Raw genomic sequence first — 19,694 nt, 5'->3', positions numbered from 1 at the left:
TTGTTTGTTTTATCGGATGTACTTGCTGGTATACGTCTTCCCGTTCAGCTTCAGTACCGCTACATATACGCCCGAAGGATGATAGGGCACGTGCAGCACGCTTCTGTTCTGTCCCCGAGCGACATTGACCGCTTTGGAAAAGATCTCGCGGCCGCTGATGTCCATCAACGTAATAGTACCCGGCCCTGAATACCTGGTTTGCAGCACGTATTCTACCTTTCGCCTGGATGTGGATTGAATAATATCGAAGCTGAGATCGTTCGTGTGCTCCATAGTTTCCGGTTTGCTGAAAGCCATGAACGGGGAAGTGGTTTTCGCGAGGATCAGCTCGCTGGTGGCGCCTTTCAGTCCTGCTACGTCTACCGTGAACTGGATGTCCGGCGTAAGACGGGTAACGCTGATATTCGGACTGCTATATAATACGGACGAAGCCGTATTGTGCAGCCTGATCGTAATCGTACCGGTATTGAGCTGTGTAGGATCTGATACGGCGAATGCAATCGTATCCTCCTTTTCCATGAGCATGACCGCGGCTTTTTTGTTGCAGTAGAGATATGCCGTATCACCGTTCATGGGGATATAGGAGTTGGCATCGCCCCAGAAAACAGCGCCGGTGATACCGGTAGACGGTTCATGCACAGCCTGTGAGCCCGCTTCATTCCGCAGGATGGTAACGTCTGGATTATCCGCAAAATCTTCTGTTTCACTTGCGCTGAACCCCGGCAGCAATACGTATGCATATTTGTTGTAGCTGGCGCCGTTATCGTTGGCATGATTACCGTGCGGTTGCCATAAGGTGATGAACCGTTGTGTGCGCAGCGTGGTGCTCTCGCCGGAGGCTATATCGCTCCAGCGCCCGGTTTGCTCCTGGCGAAGACCACGTAATGCGGGAGCATCGGGAAAATAATACCCGATGTCTGCTCCCGTTACGCTGCTAAGGTGCGCCCACGATACGTTGTTGAACAGAGCCGGTGAGGCTTCGGTGCCGAAACTGGAAGATTGCGTCACACCATTCACCATAAAGGTAGCGGTATTCACATAAGGGATCTTCCGCTGATCGATGTAGGTGGACACGTTTTCATTATCACTGTTTTTTATACCAGCACCCAGGGCAACCATTTTGTTGCCGAAAAAGAACCATGCTTTTTTTGCAAGCAGCGTGGTCCCGTATGGTGAAAGCTGGATTCCTGAAACACCGTAGCGGCCCAGTAAGCTGGTGCCTCCGGCCCAGGCGCTTTGATTGTTCCTGTTTTGCGTAGCAGTCGTATTTTCTTTTACGGTGGTGCCTGGCAAACGGTACATGTTCACCGTCGGCCAGTAGAAGTTGTCATATTGCTGTTGGTCTTTGTTATACAGGTACGTCATGCCATCTGATAAATGCCAGCCTTTCAGGTTTTCATCGTTGATGCGTTCGTAGTTGTAAGTACGGGTGGAATGCATGCTTACGCCGATAGCGTAATTGGCGGTGTGCTGCACCGCTCTGTCCATTCCCGCGAACTGTTGATATATATTGTAACCTGCACGCGGCGAAACGCCGGCATCATTGATCAGGGCTTTCGCAAGTTTCAGGCTATGGATAGAACCGAGGCTGGTATAGGGTGTTGCAAATGTGCTGTCCGTCAGCAGATAATGTTTGGCCAGCTTTTTCATGCGTGCCCCGTCTGATGCCGGTACGATATCCGAGAATTCGATCAGTGCTTCTGTGAAATTCCGCCCTTTGATGTGTTCGGTAGCGGATGCGCGGCTGATTTCCCGGCCACGTACCATACTCATCATGGCGCCTTTGTAGATGAGCGGTTCAAATGCATTGTACACCCAGTCTATCACGTTGTTCCTTGCAGGATCTGTAAAATCGATGGATGTGTTGCCATATAGAAACAGGATGTCTGCAATACTGGTGAACAGCGACAGGCCGTAGGCGCCGTTGTAGGGCTGGTAGTTGTGCTGGATAAATGAACCGTCTGTATAGAAGCCATCCCCGGAGGAAACGTACTGGAATACGGGGCTCAGTGAATTGCGGGCGTAGAGTAGTTTTGAAGGGCTTTTTACGACGATGGCACGGATGGCGATCACGGTGCTGACCCAGGCAAGATTGGCGCCGGTATAATCGCCCGCATTGGGCGTGCTGTTATCTACTGCTGCCATATATCGGAAGCGACGGTTGGCATCCAGTGAATCATACATCAATATTACGATGTCGTTGAGCCGCAGTGGGGCGCCAATGCGATAGTCCCACCAATTGTTCGTACCTCCTGTAGTGGGCACGGTGATATGCTCGTTATAGTGAAAACGGTACAACCAGTCGAGTGCCCAGGTGATGTCGTTCTTCAGGGTATCGTTGTGATACAGTGCGGCGCCTTCCGTTGCATACGCCGTGGCCATTAGTTTCAACCGGGAGTAGCTGGTGGTGATATCTGCAGAGGAGGAATGGTCGATATCAGCCCACAACCTGGTACGTCCCGCTGTGTCTTTGATCATGCTGTTCCAGTTATTGTAGCCGCTTGTATTCACGGATGCAACGCGGGTTGCAATATCAGGATCGGAGATGTTGAAGGGGGATCCGGTAAGCAGGGAAGTCCATTTTGTTCTCAGGGAATCCATCACGCCGGACCATACAACGTCCGGCACGGCCATGGCATAAGTCCGGATGCTGGTATAGGATGATTCCGGCGAGCTAACGGTGGTAAGCGTTCTCGACCCTTCCCCCATATCCTGGTAAGTGCCGTTCCAGGTGGCGGAGCTGGCAATGTTACCGACGGCATAATCGTTCTCGTCTGTGCCAAGCGTGAAAGTAAGGCCGGTAAAGCTATGCAGACTGCCGCTGGCAATGCTGCCCCGGCGTTTCATCGACGGGGCGATCGTGATGCCAGTAGCTCCTGTTCCGCCGGCCGTGTCAACAATTTCAAATCTCACCTGCATGGTGCCGGTGGACGCTTTTGCGTTCTTCAGTACGATCTGCCTGCGCTGGTCACCAAAGCCCACAGGAAACGTTCTATTGGCTGCAGTGGTGGCAACGGAAAGTGAAAGCCCGCCTTGTACAAAGCTGGCAGTGGCCCCGGATGAACCTGCATAGCCCGTGTTGCTGCAAGTCAGCGTTTTACCTTTTGCAACGTTCACAATACCATTCGTCAATACCAGCGGTACGGACGCAGAAATTACGGTAAGATTATCGTTGATCTTTACACCACCGCCGTTGTTGACCGTAATGCCGTGCAAGGAGCGGCTGGAGGGCAATTCATAGCCCTCCGTGATCATATTGCCGGCCCCGGTGGTATTGGTGTAATAGGTGACGAAATAAGATGCGCTGCCACCGACCGTCATTGGATCATCCAGCGAGGAAAGTTGCGAACGTTCCAGGCGAATATTGCCGGAGCTGGTAGCTGCCCCGTTCGGGCCTGTGCCCACGGAAGTATTGTTGAGCGTGAGGTTGGTCCTGTTATTAAAAAGACCATTGTGCAGGATGAGTTTGGAGGAAACAGATAATACAACATTGAGGTTCACGCCATACGGGTTATCGATGGTGAGCTGGCGAAACACGCTGAAAGTGCCGGTGCCGCTGATGCCGGTAATGGCGGATGCCTGCCCCATGGTGATGCCGCCGGTGGTAGAAGGGGTTGTGCCTTCAATAGCGTAAGGTGCATACAATGTTCCGTTGTTGTTGATGCTGCCATGGATGGTCACGGCTTTTGCAAAGGAGGTTGAAGCCTTTACTGCCTTAAAAACGCCGGTGCTGCTGATCTCCAGCGGACCATTGATGATAAGGGGATACGCGTCCGCCGAAAATTCCACGGTGCCGGATACTTCCAGCCTTCCGCAGACGGTATTGGTACTATTGCCATTCACGGTAACGGTAGCGCCCGCGGCAATTTCGGTAGTGTCGTTCGGGCCGGGAACGGTGCCACCCACCCAGGTGCTGGTGCTATTCCAGCTTCCGCCGGTGGCAGTAGAGCGTACCCGCGTTTGCGCAGTGACCTGCAGCGTGATGAGCAGCAGAAATAAGGGGGTAAAATTTTTCATGTGCGTGGAAGTTTAAATGGTGATTTTCTGTTGAATCGTTGTGCCTTCCGCTGGTAGGATAATGGTTTTTACCTGTTCGTTTATCGTGATCTGCAAGGTGCCGCCCAGGTGTAGCGGATCACTCGCATAAAGGGTATCGTTCCTGATCATCAGCAAAACGGGCCGGTCGGTTTTCAGTACATGATTTTTCCAACGTAGGTCCGTTCCCGTATGAAAGGTGGTCATCAGGGTGCCGTCTGTAAACAGCACAGATTGGCAGGCGGTATCGTTTCGCAATATTTCCCAGCGATGTACATCGTTTTCGCGTGGCTGGTACAGCACGGCATAGGCGAGATTCTCCTGGTGCAGATGTTCCATTTTTATCTCCAGCACTTTTCCATTTACGGGCCGGGCAGATTTGCCCTGGTTGATGGCCTGCCAGTTGCCGGTCGTATCTTTCAGGTCTATCTGCAAAGCGTTTTCGGTAAGGGGGACGTAAGCGAAGGGCGTCTGGTATGCCCATTCTTTTTTCGCCAACATATATTGGCCAGGTTTTGCCAACTCCCGCTTCGAGGAGGTGGTTACGGGTCTTCTCCACCGGCACTGGTCCAGCACCGTGAATACCGGCGTGTTGATCTCTTCATATTCAATACCAGCTACCATGGCGATCATCACGTTGTTCCACATTGCCCAGGATTTCCGGGCGCGGAGATGGCTGCTGTCTTTCCCGATCGCGTAATGCATAGCCGAAAGGCCGCAGGCACTATCGCCTACGATCCCCGCATAGGGCTGCCTTTCCGGCTTTGCGTCTGCATGAAAAGATGTGATGCCCGGCAAATATTGCCAGTTCCATAAAGGCATCAGGTTATAATATTCTTTGCCGTCTGCCATCAGAAAAGTGTTGCCAGCATTCAGCAAGCCTCCTTTCTTATTCTCTCCGTTCATGTATTCCGTAGGCAGGGTGCGGGTAGAGATAGTTTTCAGGAAAATGCTGAACCCGGGCTGATGAAACGTGGTGAAGTCTGCATACGGAAATGCATGAAAGGCAGGTTTCCGCATGTTGTTGTTATACGCGATCATCATGCCATCGAGCGCGGTGATATTCATTGCTTTCAGGAGATTGGCCGCGGCGAGCAGCGTTTGTGTTTTGAGAGCATTGGGCCGGCTTACGGCGCGGTCCAGCGTGGATGGAACGGTATAGTGGTTCCTGCTCATCCATTGTAAGCCTTGCAGGATGTAATGACAGAGCAACTCCAGCTTCTTCGGAGGAAAGGCCCACGGTGTTCCGTGAAGCTGCCAGGCAAGCAGGAGGTTATCGCGCAAGAAGGAGGAGCCGTAGTGATACGACTGCAATCTTTCTTTATGCTGGAAGAAGCTGTAATCCGGCTGGATGCCTTCCGGCTCGCCGATCGTAATGCTTTCAACAATGAGATCGCGGTTGCGGCGGATCATCGCTGTATCCCCGGTCAGCGCACCATAATGCAGTGCGAGGTCAGCGCTCCAGACAAGGTTGGCTCCTGCTCCACTTACCCGGTGCTGACCCAGCAGCTGCAATGCACCTTCCCTTTGCGTGGCACTTAGCCGATGCCCCGCGAGCGCAGTAATTTCCAGTACCATTCGAGGTACGCCGATCTCGTTATACCACCAGTTGGTGGATTGGTAACGTTGCTGCAGCCAGTGGTCCAGTGCTTTGCTGCAGGCGTTCCAGAGTTGTTTGTTGTGATATAGTGGTGATGAGGGCGCTGCCCATGCAGCGGCCATCGTACTTAACCGGGTGAGATGATCTAACGGTTTCCATCCGCCTTTCTGTCGGTTTTTGTAATCGATGTCGCTCCAGGTGCCATCAGGCTGCAAGGTAGCAGCGAGCTGCTGCGCCTTCCTGCTGTTGAAGTTTCCGGCCGCTTCCCGTGCGCGGCGCGCGATGATGCTGTCTGCCGGATACTGTGCCACAACAAAATGACTGCAAAGCACGATGCCTGTGGCGAGTAATAATTTGCGCGTGTTCATCTTACCAGTTATCTGTTCTGAAGGATGATAATGGCAGGCCTTCGTTGCTGTATAATTCGCCCTGCACCCAGTTGCGGAACCCGTATCGCACCGCCACCGGCTCCTTTACTTTGTCGCTCCACACCGTAATGCCTTTTTCTTTGGTGATCAGCGCCTGCGCGGGATAGAATTTTTTATCCGCACCGGCTATTTCAAAAGAGGTAACCGGTTTGTAGTAAGATGTAATTCCATTCTCTGCGTTTTTGAAAAGCAGCAGCATCTTTCCGTCTTTCACGGTGTGCGATGCGTAAACGGGCCCATCACAGCTGACGCCTTTAAAACCATAGGTTTTATTGAGCGCCAGCCATGCGAGTCTCTTGGCAACGGTGTATTTGTCGGCAGGATGAATGCATGTTCTTTCTCCCACGTCGAGCGTGACGGCCATGCCGCTGTTGGTAATGCTGCGAAGACTTTGCAGCTGCGCTTCGCGGAGGTATGCGGATGAGAGGGAGTCTTCTCCGTTATACGCGTACGGCGCCAGCTGCACGTAGTAAAAAGCAAGACTGCTGTCTTTCCATTGCTGCCGCCAGCCCTTTACCATCGCCGGTAACAACTCGCGGTACAAGGCAGGTTCGTTAATGTTCGCTTCGCCCTGGTACCATAGAAAACCACGGATGCCAAAACCCGCCAGCGGTGCGATCATTCCCTGGTACAGCCATGCGGCCGATCTGCGTGGGCCATTTGGTCCGGACGCCGTGTCCGGTACGGGAATGCCGAACGCTTCCAGGCTTTCGTGCGGCATCCACGGCTGGATCTTGGTGCCGCCCCAGTATGCTGCGATCATGCCTACGGGCACTTTCAGCTTGTTGTGGAGGAGCCTGGCGTAGAGGTAGCCCGCTGCGCTGAAATACCGCAGGACCTGCCCGGAGCTTTCGTGCCAGGTGCCGTTGCAATCGTATTGCGAAGTACTGCTGGCGGTGCGTTCAACCTTGAAGAGCCGGATCTCCGGGTCGTCTCCATCCATCAGGATATCATTGGCATGCAAAACCGGCTGATTCGTAGCTCCTCTCACCGGCATCTCCATGTTGGATTGTCCCGAGCAAAGCCATACTTCACCGAGCAGGATGTTTTTCAACACACGCTGCTGTTTGCCGCTGCTGATAGCAATGGTGTACGGCCCGCCGGCCGCCGGCGTGTCCATGAACAGCTTCCAGGTGCTGTCTTTCGCGGCAACTGCGGTGTACGTTTTCTTATTCCACGACGGGACCACTTTTACCGTGGCGCCTGCCGCTGCTTTGCCCCAGATAGCGGGAGACGACCGTTGCTGGAGGATCATATTGTCTGCGAACAGCGATGGCAGTGCCACCTGGCCTGCGGCGTTTGTTCCAAAGAACAGGCCGGCCAGTATCGCGAGCGGGCGGTATTGCATTACGGTACGATTGTAATATTTAACGTTTGCAGGGTTTGCTTACTGCCGTCGATGTTGGCATTTGCAGCAACGAAGTGCACTTCGTAAGTGCCCGGCTTTTCGTAAACGTAGTTGAATGTACTGATGGGCGCATCCGCAATACCTTTAACCGGTATGGGACGATCGGGTCCCATGTCGATCGCACCGGTGGGAAAGGCTTTGGTTACGATCCAGTTTTCGCTGGTGAGCAGGCTCGGTGTGATGGCCGTACCTGCCAGGGTAAGCGTGGTAGCGGTAATGGTGGATACGGCAGGTTCCGTGTCCGGATTTTCATCCACAAGCGTGAAACCTGAAGAGCCCATGTCGCCTATCGTCTGATCACCCAGCGATGTTGTGGAAGATATCAGCCGGAAGTTCTGTACGCGCCATGTTCTGCGGGTGCCGTATTGTGCGGAAGGCCGGTAAATATACCGGAAGGCAACATACAGCGGCTTGCCGTCCACCGCAAGATCGGTAATGTCCTTCACGCCGGAAGCCACATAGGTCGCATTGGTGCCGATGGTGAAGCGGGAAGTAACGTCCGTCCAGGTAGCGGCCCTGATATGCTCAAAAGAAGAATAATTGCCATTGAAATCTGAAGATACCTGCACGGAGAACTGGTTGGCCTGGTTACCGTATTGTACGTTGCTGTTGAATGAAAGCAGCAATTTTCCGGCCTCTACGGTTCTGCCTTCCCTGAAGGCATATTCATGAAATGTTTCGCCGGAGTAGAAGCTGATGAGCCCCGCGCTGCCGGTGAACTGAAATTCCACCGGCTCCCCGGCTTTATATGTTTTGTCGGCCAGGCTTACTGCCAGGTCGGGAACACCGCCATTGATCTCCAGCTCCTTGCTGCAGGCAGTCAGCAGCTGTGTGATCAGGCAAATGATGAGGATTGCGTAGTTACGTTGATATACTTTCATAAAAAAAGATCATATTGATGATTACCAATTATCATTTTGACGAAGGGCTTTGTTCAGTGCCAGTTCCCTGGCGGGGATCGGGAAGAGCAGGTGCCGGGCCGATACGTTGCGGAACGCCAGCGAATAATATTGCCCGGATGCTTCCAGCGATACCATGTTTTCGATCGCTTTCATGTTGGTGATGAAAATGCCCCATCTGATAAGGTCTTGCTTGCGGAACAGCTCAAAGCACAGCTCCCGGGAACGTTCGTCCCTGATCTCCTGTTGGAATGATTCATAGTCCAGACCAGAAATATCAAACTCCGTAATGTTGGTAGCGTCCGGTAATAATTTGCCGAAAGCGCGGCGGCGCACTTCGTTGAGCGCCTGAAAGGCTCTCGCGGAGGGCTGTTTGTTTACTTCATTGTCTGCTTCCGCAAACATCAGCAGCACGTCTGAATAGCGTAGCAGCGGCATGTTTTGCGGGGTTGCATTATTGGATTTGGGCGTAAGTGTTTCATACTCGCGGCGAAATTTCCCGCAGTTGCGCGTCCAAAGGGCGCTGGCCGGTGTGGAGGCTTTGGCCACCTTGGTAGTGCCGGAATAGGAGAACGGCGCAATATTCCAGTCGCGGCGCAGATCATTTTCGTTATATAACTTATACAGCCGCGAAGTTGCATTGACAAAACCGTATCCTACACCGATAGATTGATCGGAGGATTGTATGCCGAGCCATGCGCCTACGCATCCGGTTTCATTATAGGCATTGGTATTATTACCCCAGAACTCCACTTCCCAGATACTTTCTTTGATGTCGTATTTATCCTGCGCGTAGTTGATGAAAATCTGCTGATAGTCGGGGTTCAGCCGGTGGCCTGCTTCCATATCGTCCATGATCTTTAGCGCCCAGTCGCGTGCCGCGGTATAACGTGCGGTTTCCTGTAAGGGATAACCAGCCATAAAGAGATTGACCCTTGCCAGCAGTCCGCGTACAGCGGATTTATTGACGCGGCCGGCCGTGATCGCTGCGGGAGAGCTGAGCACGAGGCCTTCTGCTTCTTCCATATCTTTCAGGATCTGCGTATATACTTCGCGGATAGTAGATTTGGCAATGTCTACATTATTCACGGAAGTGGTAGGCTCGGTGATCAGTGGAACGCCGCCCCAGTGTTGCACCAGCATAAAGTAATAGTATCCGCGCAGAAATAATGCTTCGCCTCTTATGCGCGACTTCGCCGAGTCAGAGGCGGAGGCGGCGTTGGGGATGGCCGCCAGCAGCATATTGGCGCGGTTGATGCCATCGTATAACGATTGCCAGAGATTCTGTACGTCATTGTCTGTCGGGGAAAAATTATATACCTGCACGCCGGCGATCACGGTATTGCGGAAATAGAACCCATCGTCTGCTTCATTGCCCATACGTGCGGTATAGATCTGCTTGTAAAAACCGGCATCGCCCATCACGTCGTAAACCGCTGCCAATGCGAAATCAAGCTGCTTGTCCGTTTGATAGTAATTTACCGGGGATAGAAAATCGGTCGGTTTCGTGTCCAGCAGTTTTTTGCAGGATGTGCCTGCCATCGCTGCTAACAGGATAAATATGAAAGTGGTGGATTTCATCATCAATAATTTTTAATTCGTTCACAAAGTGGCTTTCAGGCCGAACACGATGGTGCGCGCATGCGGATACGCCGAGTAATCGAAGCCAGGTGTAAGTACGCTGTGACGAACGGATACTTCCGGGTCCATACCGGAGTAGTTCGTCCAGGTAATGAGATTCTGCGCGGCCACGTTCACGTTCAATGCGCGCAGATGCAGCCTGCGGATCACCTTTGCCGGAACATTGTATCCCAGCGAAACGGTTTTTAAACGCAGGTAGGAACCATCTTCCAGAACGCGGGAAGAATGGCGGCCCGCCGGGCCCTGGCCACCGGCACGGAAGTTGGCATTGGTTGGATTTTCCGGAGACCAGCGGTTTGTATAGCTTTTGTACTGGTTCAGATCGGAGATGAGCAGGGAATTGCCTTCGAAGAACAGGCGGTTGGCATTGTAGATGTTGTTGCCGTAAGACCATTGCAGCAAGGTGTTCAACTGGAAATTCCGCCAGGTGAAGTTGTTGGTGAAGCCTCCTACATGCAGGGGGATACCGTTGCCGATGATCGCCTGGTCGTAGCTGTCTACCGTACCATCTCCGTTCAGATCACGGTATTTGATGTCTCCGGGTTGTATCGTGCTGCGGTCGTTACCATTATCCGGCCTGTCGGAGCGCAGCGTATAGGAATCATTGTTTTTGATGAAATCGTCGTATTGATATACCCCGTCATAAATATAACCGTAGAACATGCCCGCTGGCTGGCCTACCTGTGACAGGTACAACGCAGCGTTATTGTATTGCGTAAACACCGTTACGAACCCGAAAAGGTTTTGCTGGTCTGCATTCAATGCTTCAATCCTGTTGCGGTTAAAGCTGATATTGAACGAGCTTTCCCAGCTGAATTTTTTGGTGCGTATGTTTACGGTATTGAGCGCGATCTCCAGGCCTTCGTTCCTGATCTCGCCGATATTGCGGAATGCTTTCCCATACCCGGTGGTGAATGGAACATCTGCGTTCAGCAACAGGTCTACCGTATTTTTACGATACAGGTCAACGGTGAGATTGATCCTTTCTTTAAAAAGGCCGATGTCTATACCGAGATCGGTTTGGCGGGTGCTTTCCCATCTGAGTCCGGCGTTGCCTGCGTCACCGGGGATCACGCCATTGGTAGGGGTGCCGTTCCCGAATGAGTAAGCGTAACGGACGGGCATCAGCAGGCTGGCGAGATAGGCGAAATCGCTTACCCGGTTATTGCCGGTAACACCATAGCTGGTGCGTACTTTAGCAGAGGAAACGAACCCGAGGTCGCGGATGAAATTTTCTTCTCCAAGATTCCAGGCGAAAGCGCCTGACGGAAAATACCCCCACTTGTTGCCGGAAGAGAAACGGGAAGAACCATCTCCACGGATCGTAGCGGTAAACAGGAAGCGTGAACCGATGTTGTAGTTGGCGCGTGCGAATAAAGATACCAGCGCCGAGCGGGTGGAATTGGCGGTCACGGAATATGGAACGCCTTCATCGAGGCCGTCTATACCCAGTTCTTCATTGGGTACGAGCGTTGCTGCGGAACCATTAGAGCCACCCGTAATACCCTGCATGGAGAAACCGCCGATAACGTTCATACGATGACCGTTTGCAAACTTACGATCGTAAGTGAGCGTATTCTCGTTGTTCCAGATGTTGCGCTGTGTTGTAATAACGGAGCCCCATTGGCCGCGTGTGTTCATCGGGTTCTTGGGTGATCCCTGTGTGGTCTTTGAATTGAAGAATGCCTCGCTGCGCTGCAAGCGGTTATTCAAACCTCCGGTGGTGCGGAAGGTCAGTTGCGGTGTGATCGCAATCTCCAGGTAAGCATTGGCAATAATATCTGTGAGCTTGTTACGCCGGAACTCGTTATCGTTCGTGATCACAGGGTTGAGCCTGATCTCGTTGTTGGTCAGCGCTTCTTCATCGGTTTCTTCTTCCAGCAGATTGATGGGTGCACCTGCAACAGGCCGGTAGCCCCAAACCCTGTATAGCAGGGCGGTCGACTGGTTGGTGTTGGATTCCGGCTGAGCGACCGGCTGACCGTTTCTGGCGATATGGCTGTAGTTGATGCTTACACCGGCTTTTACTTTGGAACTGATTTTCTGATCGATCCCGAGACGGCCCTGGTAACGCTTATACCCGGAATTGCGCAGGATGCCGTCCTGATCGAACAGCGCACCGGAGAGGGTGTATTTCGTATCCGCGTTTCCGCCGCGCATGCTTAAATTATACATGCTGGTGATGGGCGTATTGGCAAGGATCTCCTGCTGCCAGTCGAGCCCGGCAACGCCGCGGTAGTCTTCGAGGGTCCTGCCGTATCCGGACAGGTATCGTTGGTCGGTCACGGCGGGTTTGAGCTCATAATTGTATTCCACGAACTCATACGGGTCCATCATGTCCATTTTTTTGCGAATGGACTGAAAGCCTTGTGAGGTGCTGAAATTGATGACCGGTTTGCCGGTCTTGCCTTTCCGGGTGGTGATCACTACAACGCCGTTTGCCGCGCGGGCGCCATAAATGGCGGTGGCGGATGCGTCTTTCAGGATATTGATCGATTCGATGTCTTCGTTATTCAAAGCGGCGGCCTGTATGTCTTCTATCGGGAAGCCGTCTACTACATAAAGTGGCGCGTTGTTTTGTGTGAGGGAGTTGGCGCCACGGATCACGATGTTCTGTTCAACGCCGGGCTGTCCATCCGCGGAATTGACCTGTACACCGGCCACACGGCCTGCGAGCGCTTCGGTAAAAGAAGCGACGGGTGCTTTATTCAGGTCTTCCATATTCACGGACGCTACGGAGCCGGTCAGGTCTTTACGGGTTACGGTACCATAACCTACGACCAGTACTTCATTGAGCTTTGAATCGGATTGTTCAAGCAAGATATGGAGGCTGGTTTTCCCGTTCAACGCTATTTCCTTCGATTGCATTCCCACGTAGGAAACAACGAGCGTAGCGTTTCTACCGGCGTTTAATTTGAAGCGGCCATTTGCATCGGTGATCACACCGGTGCCGGGTTTGCTTTTAATACTCACGGAGGCGCCAGGCAGGGGGCTGCCGTCAGGGCCTTTTACAGTGCCGGTGATACTACTGTCTGCCACGGCAGTCGCGGATGCGCCGTTGCGCAAAACAACGATGGTGCCGGCCACCATCCGGTAGTTGAGTTCCCGGCCTCGGGTGAGCAGCTGCATCACATCATCGATGGCAGCCTCTTTTACCTGCAGGGTAACCGGTCCGGCATTGTGCACCACGTCGTCGTTGTACAAAAAGCGGATACCTGCCTGTTTTTCAATTTCTGAAAATACCGTTTCCAGCGTGGCCTGCCGGAAAGAAAAGGTGATCTTCTGGGCCACGCTTTTGGCGCTGGCACCGGCAATCATTATCAAAAAGAGGAAAGCCGTTAACTTCATAACGAGGATAATTTTGCAAAATAGCGGGCATAGACATCGCCCCCTCCTTATTTTGCTGAACAAAAAGGAAATCATAACTTGGAACACTTAAGGTGTTAAAATAAATTGCTCAAAAGGTTTATGAATGACCCTTAATCAACGGGAGTGCTGCAAACACTTCCGTTTTTCATTTCAGGCCCATACGTGGATTTGCTTTAATGGTGGCATTTCATCATGTCATAACGTAGTTTTTTGTTTTTTTAATTAAAGTATAACAGTTAGTTCGGCGTCTTTCAGTTCAAAACGGGCGCCTGTTAATACGTGCAGCATTTCCAGCACTTCTTCGATTTTGGCGTGGCGACTGATACTACCACTGTAGCGCTTTTCCGGCAGTTTGCCGGTATATCTCACATCTATATCATACCAGTGTGATAGCTGGTCCATAATATTACTCATATCATCGCTCCGGAAGCGGAACTCGCCTTCTTTCCACGCAACGGCCTTTTGCATATCCGCAGGGCGGACCTGTATGGATTGATCGTTTGAAACGGCCTGCTGGCCTGGCTTAAGCGCTGTGCGGCTATTGCCGTTGTTTACGCTCACCGCGCCTTCGATCAGCGTAGTGACGATGGTGCTGGTGTAGGCCTGCACGTTAAACCCGGTGCCGAGTACTTCTATGGTTTGCCCGTTTACTTTTACCCGGAAAGGCTTCGCGGCATCTTTGGCGACATCGAAGTAACCTTCTCCCTGTAAGGTTACGCTGCGTTCCCCGTCGTTGAAAACATTCGGATATTTCAGGGATGAAAGGGCGTTCAGCCAAACCCTGGTGCCATCCGGCAGCTCCAGCTGAAAGTGCCGGCCGCGGGGAGTAGACACGGTATTGTAGACTATTTCTCTGGAGGATGCATCCGCACTGGAATACACCAGTCTTCCGTTCACCTTGGAAACCTGTGTGCTTCCCTGGCTGGCGATGTTGCCGTCCGCTGCGCTGTCCAGCACGATCTGCTGACCGTTGGAAAGCGTGAGCACCGCGCCTGAGCGGGCAGGCTGTACTTCAACAGGCGTGGATTGCGTAAGGGGAGCGGCTTCTTTTTCCGGGCGCTGTGCAAAATAGTACGCGCTGCCGGCGATACCCAGCACTACGGCTGCGGCAGCGGCATATTGCCACCAGCGGGAGCGGCTGCGGGGAGAGCGGACAATGTTATTAAATAAGCGATTCCAGTCGGCATCCTGCCTGGCGCCGAGCAGTTTGATCACTTCATACTCCTCATCCACCAATTCCTCCAGCACATCGTCTTCCACGGTGGGCAGCAGGTCAGAAAGCTCCTGCAGCTCTGCCGGTGTGGAGCTGCCATCGATATAACTGCGTAGCAGATAGCGTAATCTGTCGGTAACTGGCATGTTGGAAAAGGGGGATTTATCGCCCGCCTGAATATAGACGTTCCCCGGAAGCAGCAATAACCGTTTTTATCAAAAAAAAATTCAGCGATGGAAAAAATGCGCCATGGCGCCGAGGATCGTGAGGCCGGACGGCAGTCCGAGCCGGGATTTTATATGTTTGAGCACGGCAACGAGAATGTTGTTGATCCGGCTTTTGGAAAGTCCGGTTTGCTCCGATATTTCTTCGTGGCTCAGGCCGTTCTCCCGGCTCATGCGGTAAACCTCCTGCTGTTTGGGGGGCAACTGCTGCAGGGCTTCGTTCAGCCGGAGCTGGTAATCGCGGGAGATCATCGCGGCTTCGGCGCTGTGATCGTGGCTTTGAGGGAACATCTCCCGGATGCTGTTCTGCAATGTCTTTTCCCGTGCGAACTTCCGCAGGCGGTCCATCGCCATATTCCGGGCGATCACATAGCAGTAGTGCCCTGGCTGCCCGATGTCCGCCAGCTTTTCCCGCATCGACCAGATCTTCATGAAAGTGTCCTGCAAAATTTCCTCCGTATCCGGGCGCGAGCGGGTGAGGCGTTCCACCAGGGTGAAGATGGATGGGGCATAATGGTCAAAGAAACGACGAAAGGCGGCCTCATCGCCTGCCGCCATCAATCGTAATAGTTCTTTTTCATTATGTTGGAAACTCTCAGTCAATCTCGCCCATCCCGATTTTGACATAAATTTAGTTAAATCACGTTAATGTGCAACCGGCACAAAACCAATCCCCTCAAAATGCCGATCCCACCCGAAAAAAGCGTATTTTTGATACCTTGAATTTCGTGTTCGGAGAACTATATGGCAAAGCAAAAGCAACAAACTACAGGAAAACCCGCTCCGGTGGCTCAAAGTGACGAGAAAATAGAGGTTTACGGCGCCAGGGAGCATAATCTCAAGAATCTGGACATCCAGATACCCAAGAACAGCCTGGTGGTCATAACGGGAATCAGCGGTAGCGGCAAGTCGTCACTGGCGTTCGATACCATTTACGCGGAAGGGCAGCGCCGGTACATGGAAAGCTTCTCCGCCTACGCCCGCCAGTTCATCGGCGATATGGAACGGCCGGATGTGGACAAGGTCATGGGCCTTTCCCCGGTTATTTCCATCGAACAGAAAACGACCAACAAAAATCCCCGCTCTACCGTAGGGACCATCACCGAGATATATGACTTCCTCCGCCTGCTGTACGCCCGCATCGGCGTAGCCTATTCCTTCAACACCGGCAAACGCATGACGCGCTTTTCGGAAGAAGAGATCATGGCGCACATCTTTTCCCGGTTCCCTAAAAAGAAACTGGTGATCCTCGCCCCGGTGGTACGCGGCCGTAAAGGGCATTACCGCGAGCTGTTCGAACAGATGCGCAAGCAGGGCTACCTGAAAGTGCGGGTAGACGGAGAAGTGATGGACCTCAAGGAACGCATGCAGGTAGACCGTTACAAGATCCACGACATCGAGCTGGTGATAGACCGCATCCAGGTGCAGGAAGATGCCCGTGTGCGCATCAGCCAGAGCGTGCAGAAAGCGCTGCAGATGGGCAAGGGGCTGATGTTCGTGATGGACCATGATACCGGCAAGGTATCGCAATACAGCCGTCAGCTGATGTGTGAAGACACCGGCATTTCTTACGAAGAACCATCGCCCAACACTTTTTCGTTCAACTCGCCATACGGCGCTTGCCCGCGCTGCAAGGGTCTCGGCACCATCTACCAGATCAATATGGAAGAGGTGCTGCCGGACACCAGCAAGTCCATCAACGAAGGCGGCCTGGTGCCCCTCGGCGAGGCGCGCGATACTTTCACCTTCAAACAAGTACAGCAGCTCGCCAGAAAATATAAGTTCTCGCTCTCCGCGCCTATCAGCAAAATACCCGAGAAAGCCATGAACGTGCTGCTTTACGGCGACGAGAACGGCAAGCTGGAAGTGGACATGGGCTTCGACGACAACGGCGCCCAGATGTACGAAACAGAATACGAAGGCGTGGTGAACATGGTGCGCCGCTATTTCAATGATACATCGTCCGACGCCGTGCGCAACTGGGCAGAGAGCTTCATGCAGCTCTCCACCTGCCCCGAATGCAACGGCTCCCGCCTGAAAAGGGAAAGCCTCATGTTCAAAGTGGACGATAAAAATATCTCCGAACTGGGCGAAATGGACCTGAACAGGCTGGCCGAATGGTTCTCCGACGTGGAAAAGCGGCTGGACAATAAACAGAATACCATCGCGAAAGACGTGCTGAAGGAGATCCGCGAGCGCCTCAGCTTTCTGCTGGACGTGGGCCTCACCTACCTGACGCTCAACCGCGCCACCCGCACGCTCAGCGGCGGGGAATCCCAGCGCATCCGCCTCGCCACGCAGATCGGCTCGCAGCTGATGGGCATCACCTATATCCTGGACGAGCCGAGCATCGGCCTGCACCAGCGGGACAACATGCGCCTCATCGATGCGCTGCGCAATCTGAAAACAATGGGCAACACCGTGATCGTGGTGGAGCATGATAAGGATATCATGCTGCATGCGGACCATCTCATTGATATCGGTCCCGGCGCCGGCATACACGGCGGGCAGATCGTGGCGCAGGGCACACCGAAGGAAATGCTCAAGCTGAACACCGCCACCGCGGGGTATCTCAACGGTATCCGCGAGATCGCCGTGCCGGAAAAAAGAAGAAAGGGGAACGGCAAGTTCCTGGAGCTGAAAGGCGCTACCGGCAACAATCTCAAGAACGTCAACCTGAAGCTGCCGCTCGGCACTTTCATTTGTGTGACCGGCGTATCCGGCAGCGGAAAATCCACGCTCATCAACGAAACATTATATCCCATCCTTTCCCGCCACGCTTACGATTCCAAACTCGTGCCGATGCCTTACAAAAGCATCAAGGGATTGGAGGAACTGGATAAGGTGATAGAGATAGACCAGTCCCCGATAGGCCGCACGCCGCGTAGCAACCCCGCTACCTACTGCGGTTTCTTCACGGAGATACGGCAGCTGTTCGCCGCGGTGCCCGAAGCAAAGATCAGGGGCTACAACGCAGGCCGTTTTTCTTTCAACGTAAAAGGCGGCCGCTGCGACGTTTGCGAAGGCGCCGGCGTGCGTGTGATAGAAATGAACTTCCTGCCGGATGTATATGTGCATTGCGAAAAGTGTAACGGTCGCCGTTATAACCGCGAAACACTGGAAATCCGCTACAAAGGCAAATCTATTTCCGATGTGCTGGACATGACGGTGGAAGAGGCGGTAGACTTCTTCCAGCCCGTACCTTATCTTTACCGCAAGATCAAAACCTTGCAGGACGTTGGTCTGGGTTACATCACCCTTGGTCAGTCCGCCGTAACCCTCTCGGGCGGCGAGGCGCAAAGGGTGAAGGTAGCTACCGAGCTGTCCAAAAAAGATACCGGCAAAACTATTTACATCCTGGACGAGCCCACCACCGGGTTGCATTTCCAGGACATCCAGCTGCTGCTCAACGTGTTGAACAAGCTGGTGGAAAGAGGCAACACCGTGCTCGTGATAGAACATAACCTGGACGTAGTGAAAGTTGCGGATTGGGTAGTAGATTTGGGGCCGGAAGGCGGTAACGGCGGCGGCCAGATACTCTGCGCCGGCACGCCCGAAGAAGTCAGCAAATGCAAAGACAGCCACACCGCCATATTTTTGAAAAAAGAACTGAAGCAATGAGATATGCCCTGCTGATGATATGCGCCCTCACCTGCCTGGCGGCCTGTGACGACGATACCAAGGTATGTGATGTGGACGTGCGCACAGAGCTGCGCGCGAACTTCCGGTATGTGCTGAACAACGTGGAGAAAGACACCACCATGCCAAAGGTCACCCTTTACGCTTTCGGCAAGGAAGACGACAGCATCTATGCGAAAAATCCCACCAGCGGCATCCAGTTTTCGCTGGACAGAACGGCGGACAGCAGCCGTTTCTATTTCCAGACGGATTCCACGCGCATTGCGGACACGCTCATTTTCCGCTACCGCCGCCAGCCGCACTTTGTGTCCGCCGGCTGCGGGTTCGCCACTTATTTTACGCTGGACACGATCATTCATACCACGAACGTTCTCCAATCCATACAGGTACGCAACCATAACGTAACAACCGGCAATGAAACGAACCTTACCTTCCATTTTTAGCGCCCTGCTGTTGCTGCAGGCCCTTGCCGCCAGCGCGCAATCCCCCAAGAAGGATTCGTTGCCGGAGGTAAAGGTGGCCGTGCCCGCCGGCGTTCGTGTGGGGCTGGACCTTACCCGGTTCGCGGTAAAAGCTTTCCAGCCATACCGCACCGATGTAACGGTAACGCTGGACGGACGGTATAACGACCGCCTGTACATCGCTTCGGAGCTTGGCTATAACAACACCTCCCATTCAGATACCAATTACACCTACAAAGGCAACGGCATCTCGCTGACCATCGGCGCAAACTATAACCTGCTGAAGAAACAGGTGCCCCGCGAGAACTTCATGATCTACGGCGGCATGCGTTACGGCCTGGCGCTGTTCAGCTACGAAGTGCCGGAATACACCATCTACAACGACTACTGGGGCAACACCAAAGGCAGCTATCCTAAAACGAACGCCATGGCGCACTGGGTGGAGCTGACGGTAGGCATCAAAGTGGAAGTGCTGAAGAATTTCTATCTTGGATGGAGCCTGCATGAACGCATTCTCATCAATAACAAGCTGGCGAAGCGGGACTTCCCGCCGCTGGTGATCCCCGGCTTCGGGAAAGGATATAAAGGAAGCGCGTTCGACATGCAATACACCATATCTTATTTGTTCCCGATATGGAAAGTGAAACAGGCCGTAACTTTGTAAACCTTATCAACACAAACATATTTGCGTAATTCCCGTTAAAATTAAATATCCGCTGGATTGATAAATACTGTATTTTTAATACAGGTACGAACGAGAACCCTTTTAGTTTGTCA

The 19,694-nt window shown here is 53.0% G+C and carries 11 protein-coding genes; 3 read left to right on the top strand and 8 right to left on the bottom strand.

Annotation, left to right across the window (positions count from 1 at the left end):
• Positions 1-9: 9 nt before the first annotated feature.
• From CCY01nite_RS04325 to CCY01nite_RS04290, 8 genes are all read right to left on the bottom strand, one after another.
• Positions 10-4,017, bottom strand: a complete 4,008-nt coding sequence (locus CCY01nite_RS04325) for a polysaccharide lyase family 8 super-sandwich domain-containing protein (RefSeq protein WP_146858139.1) — start codon at positions 4,015-4,017, stop codon at positions 10-12.
• 12 nt (positions 4,018-4,029) lie between these two features.
• Positions 4,030-6,003 carry a polysaccharide lyase family 8 super-sandwich domain-containing protein gene (locus tag CCY01nite_RS04320; RefSeq protein ID WP_146858137.1) on the bottom strand — a complete coding sequence of 658 codons (1,974 nt, stop codon included), beginning with the start codon at positions 6,001-6,003 and terminating at the stop codon, positions 4,030-4,032.
• A 1-nt stretch (position 6,004) separates the two neighbouring features.
• Positions 6,005-7,411, bottom strand: coding sequence for a sialate O-acetylesterase (locus tag CCY01nite_RS04315; protein ID WP_146858136.1), 1,407 nt, complete (start codon positions 7,409-7,411; stop codon positions 6,005-6,007).
• Positions 7,411-8,352 (bottom strand): DUF5017 domain-containing protein, encoded by a 942-nt coding sequence (locus CCY01nite_RS04310; protein ID WP_146858134.1) that lies wholly within the window; start codon positions 8,350-8,352, stop codon positions 7,411-7,413. Before CCY01nite_RS04310 ends, CCY01nite_RS04315 begins: the two co-directional genes overlap by 1 nt.
• A gap of 21 nt (positions 8,353-8,373) precedes the next feature.
• Entirely contained in the window at positions 8,374-9,951 is a 1,578-nt protein-coding gene (locus CCY01nite_RS04305) for a RagB/SusD family nutrient uptake outer membrane protein (protein ID WP_146858132.1), read from the bottom strand.
• A 21-nt stretch (positions 9,952-9,972) separates the two neighbouring features.
• On the bottom strand, positions 9,973-13,359 hold the full coding sequence (locus CCY01nite_RS04300; RefSeq protein ID WP_186830890.1) for a TonB-dependent receptor: 3,387 nt from the start codon (positions 13,357-13,359) through the stop codon (positions 9,973-9,975).
• A 243-nt stretch (positions 13,360-13,602) separates the two neighbouring features.
• Positions 13,603-14,739, bottom strand: a complete 1,137-nt coding sequence (locus tag CCY01nite_RS04295; protein WP_146858128.1) for a FecR family protein — start codon at positions 14,737-14,739, stop codon at positions 13,603-13,605.
• An 81-nt stretch (positions 14,740-14,820) separates the two neighbouring features.
• The gene (locus CCY01nite_RS04290; protein ID WP_186830889.1) at positions 14,821-15,420 is read right to left on the bottom strand and encodes an RNA polymerase sigma factor; all 600 of its coding nucleotides are present in this window, start codon (positions 15,418-15,420) and stop codon (positions 14,821-14,823) included.
• Between the two features lie 183 nt (positions 15,421-15,603).
• Here CCY01nite_RS04290 and uvrA point away from each other — a divergent pair, with 183 nt between their 5' ends.
• Genes uvrA through CCY01nite_RS04275 form a run of 3 tightly spaced genes read left to right on the top strand, consistent with a single transcriptional unit; the run spans position 15,604 to position 19,581 of the window.
• Complete coding sequence (gene uvrA, locus CCY01nite_RS04285) at positions 15,604-18,438, top strand: excinuclease ABC subunit UvrA (RefSeq protein ID WP_246129844.1); 2,835 nt, start codon at positions 15,604-15,606, stop codon at positions 18,436-18,438.
• Positions 18,435-18,899 (top strand): DUF6452 family protein, encoded by a 465-nt coding sequence (locus tag CCY01nite_RS04280; protein ID WP_146858121.1) that lies wholly within the window; start codon positions 18,435-18,437, stop codon positions 18,897-18,899. The genes uvrA and CCY01nite_RS04280 overlap by 4 nt, the downstream gene beginning before the upstream one ends.
• The gene (locus tag CCY01nite_RS04275; protein WP_146858119.1) at positions 18,871-19,581 is read left to right on the top strand and encodes a DUF6048 family protein; all 711 of its coding nucleotides are present in this window, start codon (positions 18,871-18,873) and stop codon (positions 19,579-19,581) included. The genes CCY01nite_RS04280 and CCY01nite_RS04275 overlap by 29 nt, the downstream gene beginning before the upstream one ends.
• Positions 19,582-19,694: the final 113 nt, after the last annotated feature.

This window comes from Chitinophaga cymbidii, assembly GCF_007992715.1.
Classification (GTDB): Bacteria; Bacteroidota; Bacteroidia; order Chitinophagales; family Chitinophagaceae; genus Chitinophaga; species Chitinophaga cymbidii.
The sequence above is the reverse complement of the archived record's forward strand: the minus strand, read 5'-3'. Positions and strand labels throughout refer to the sequence as shown.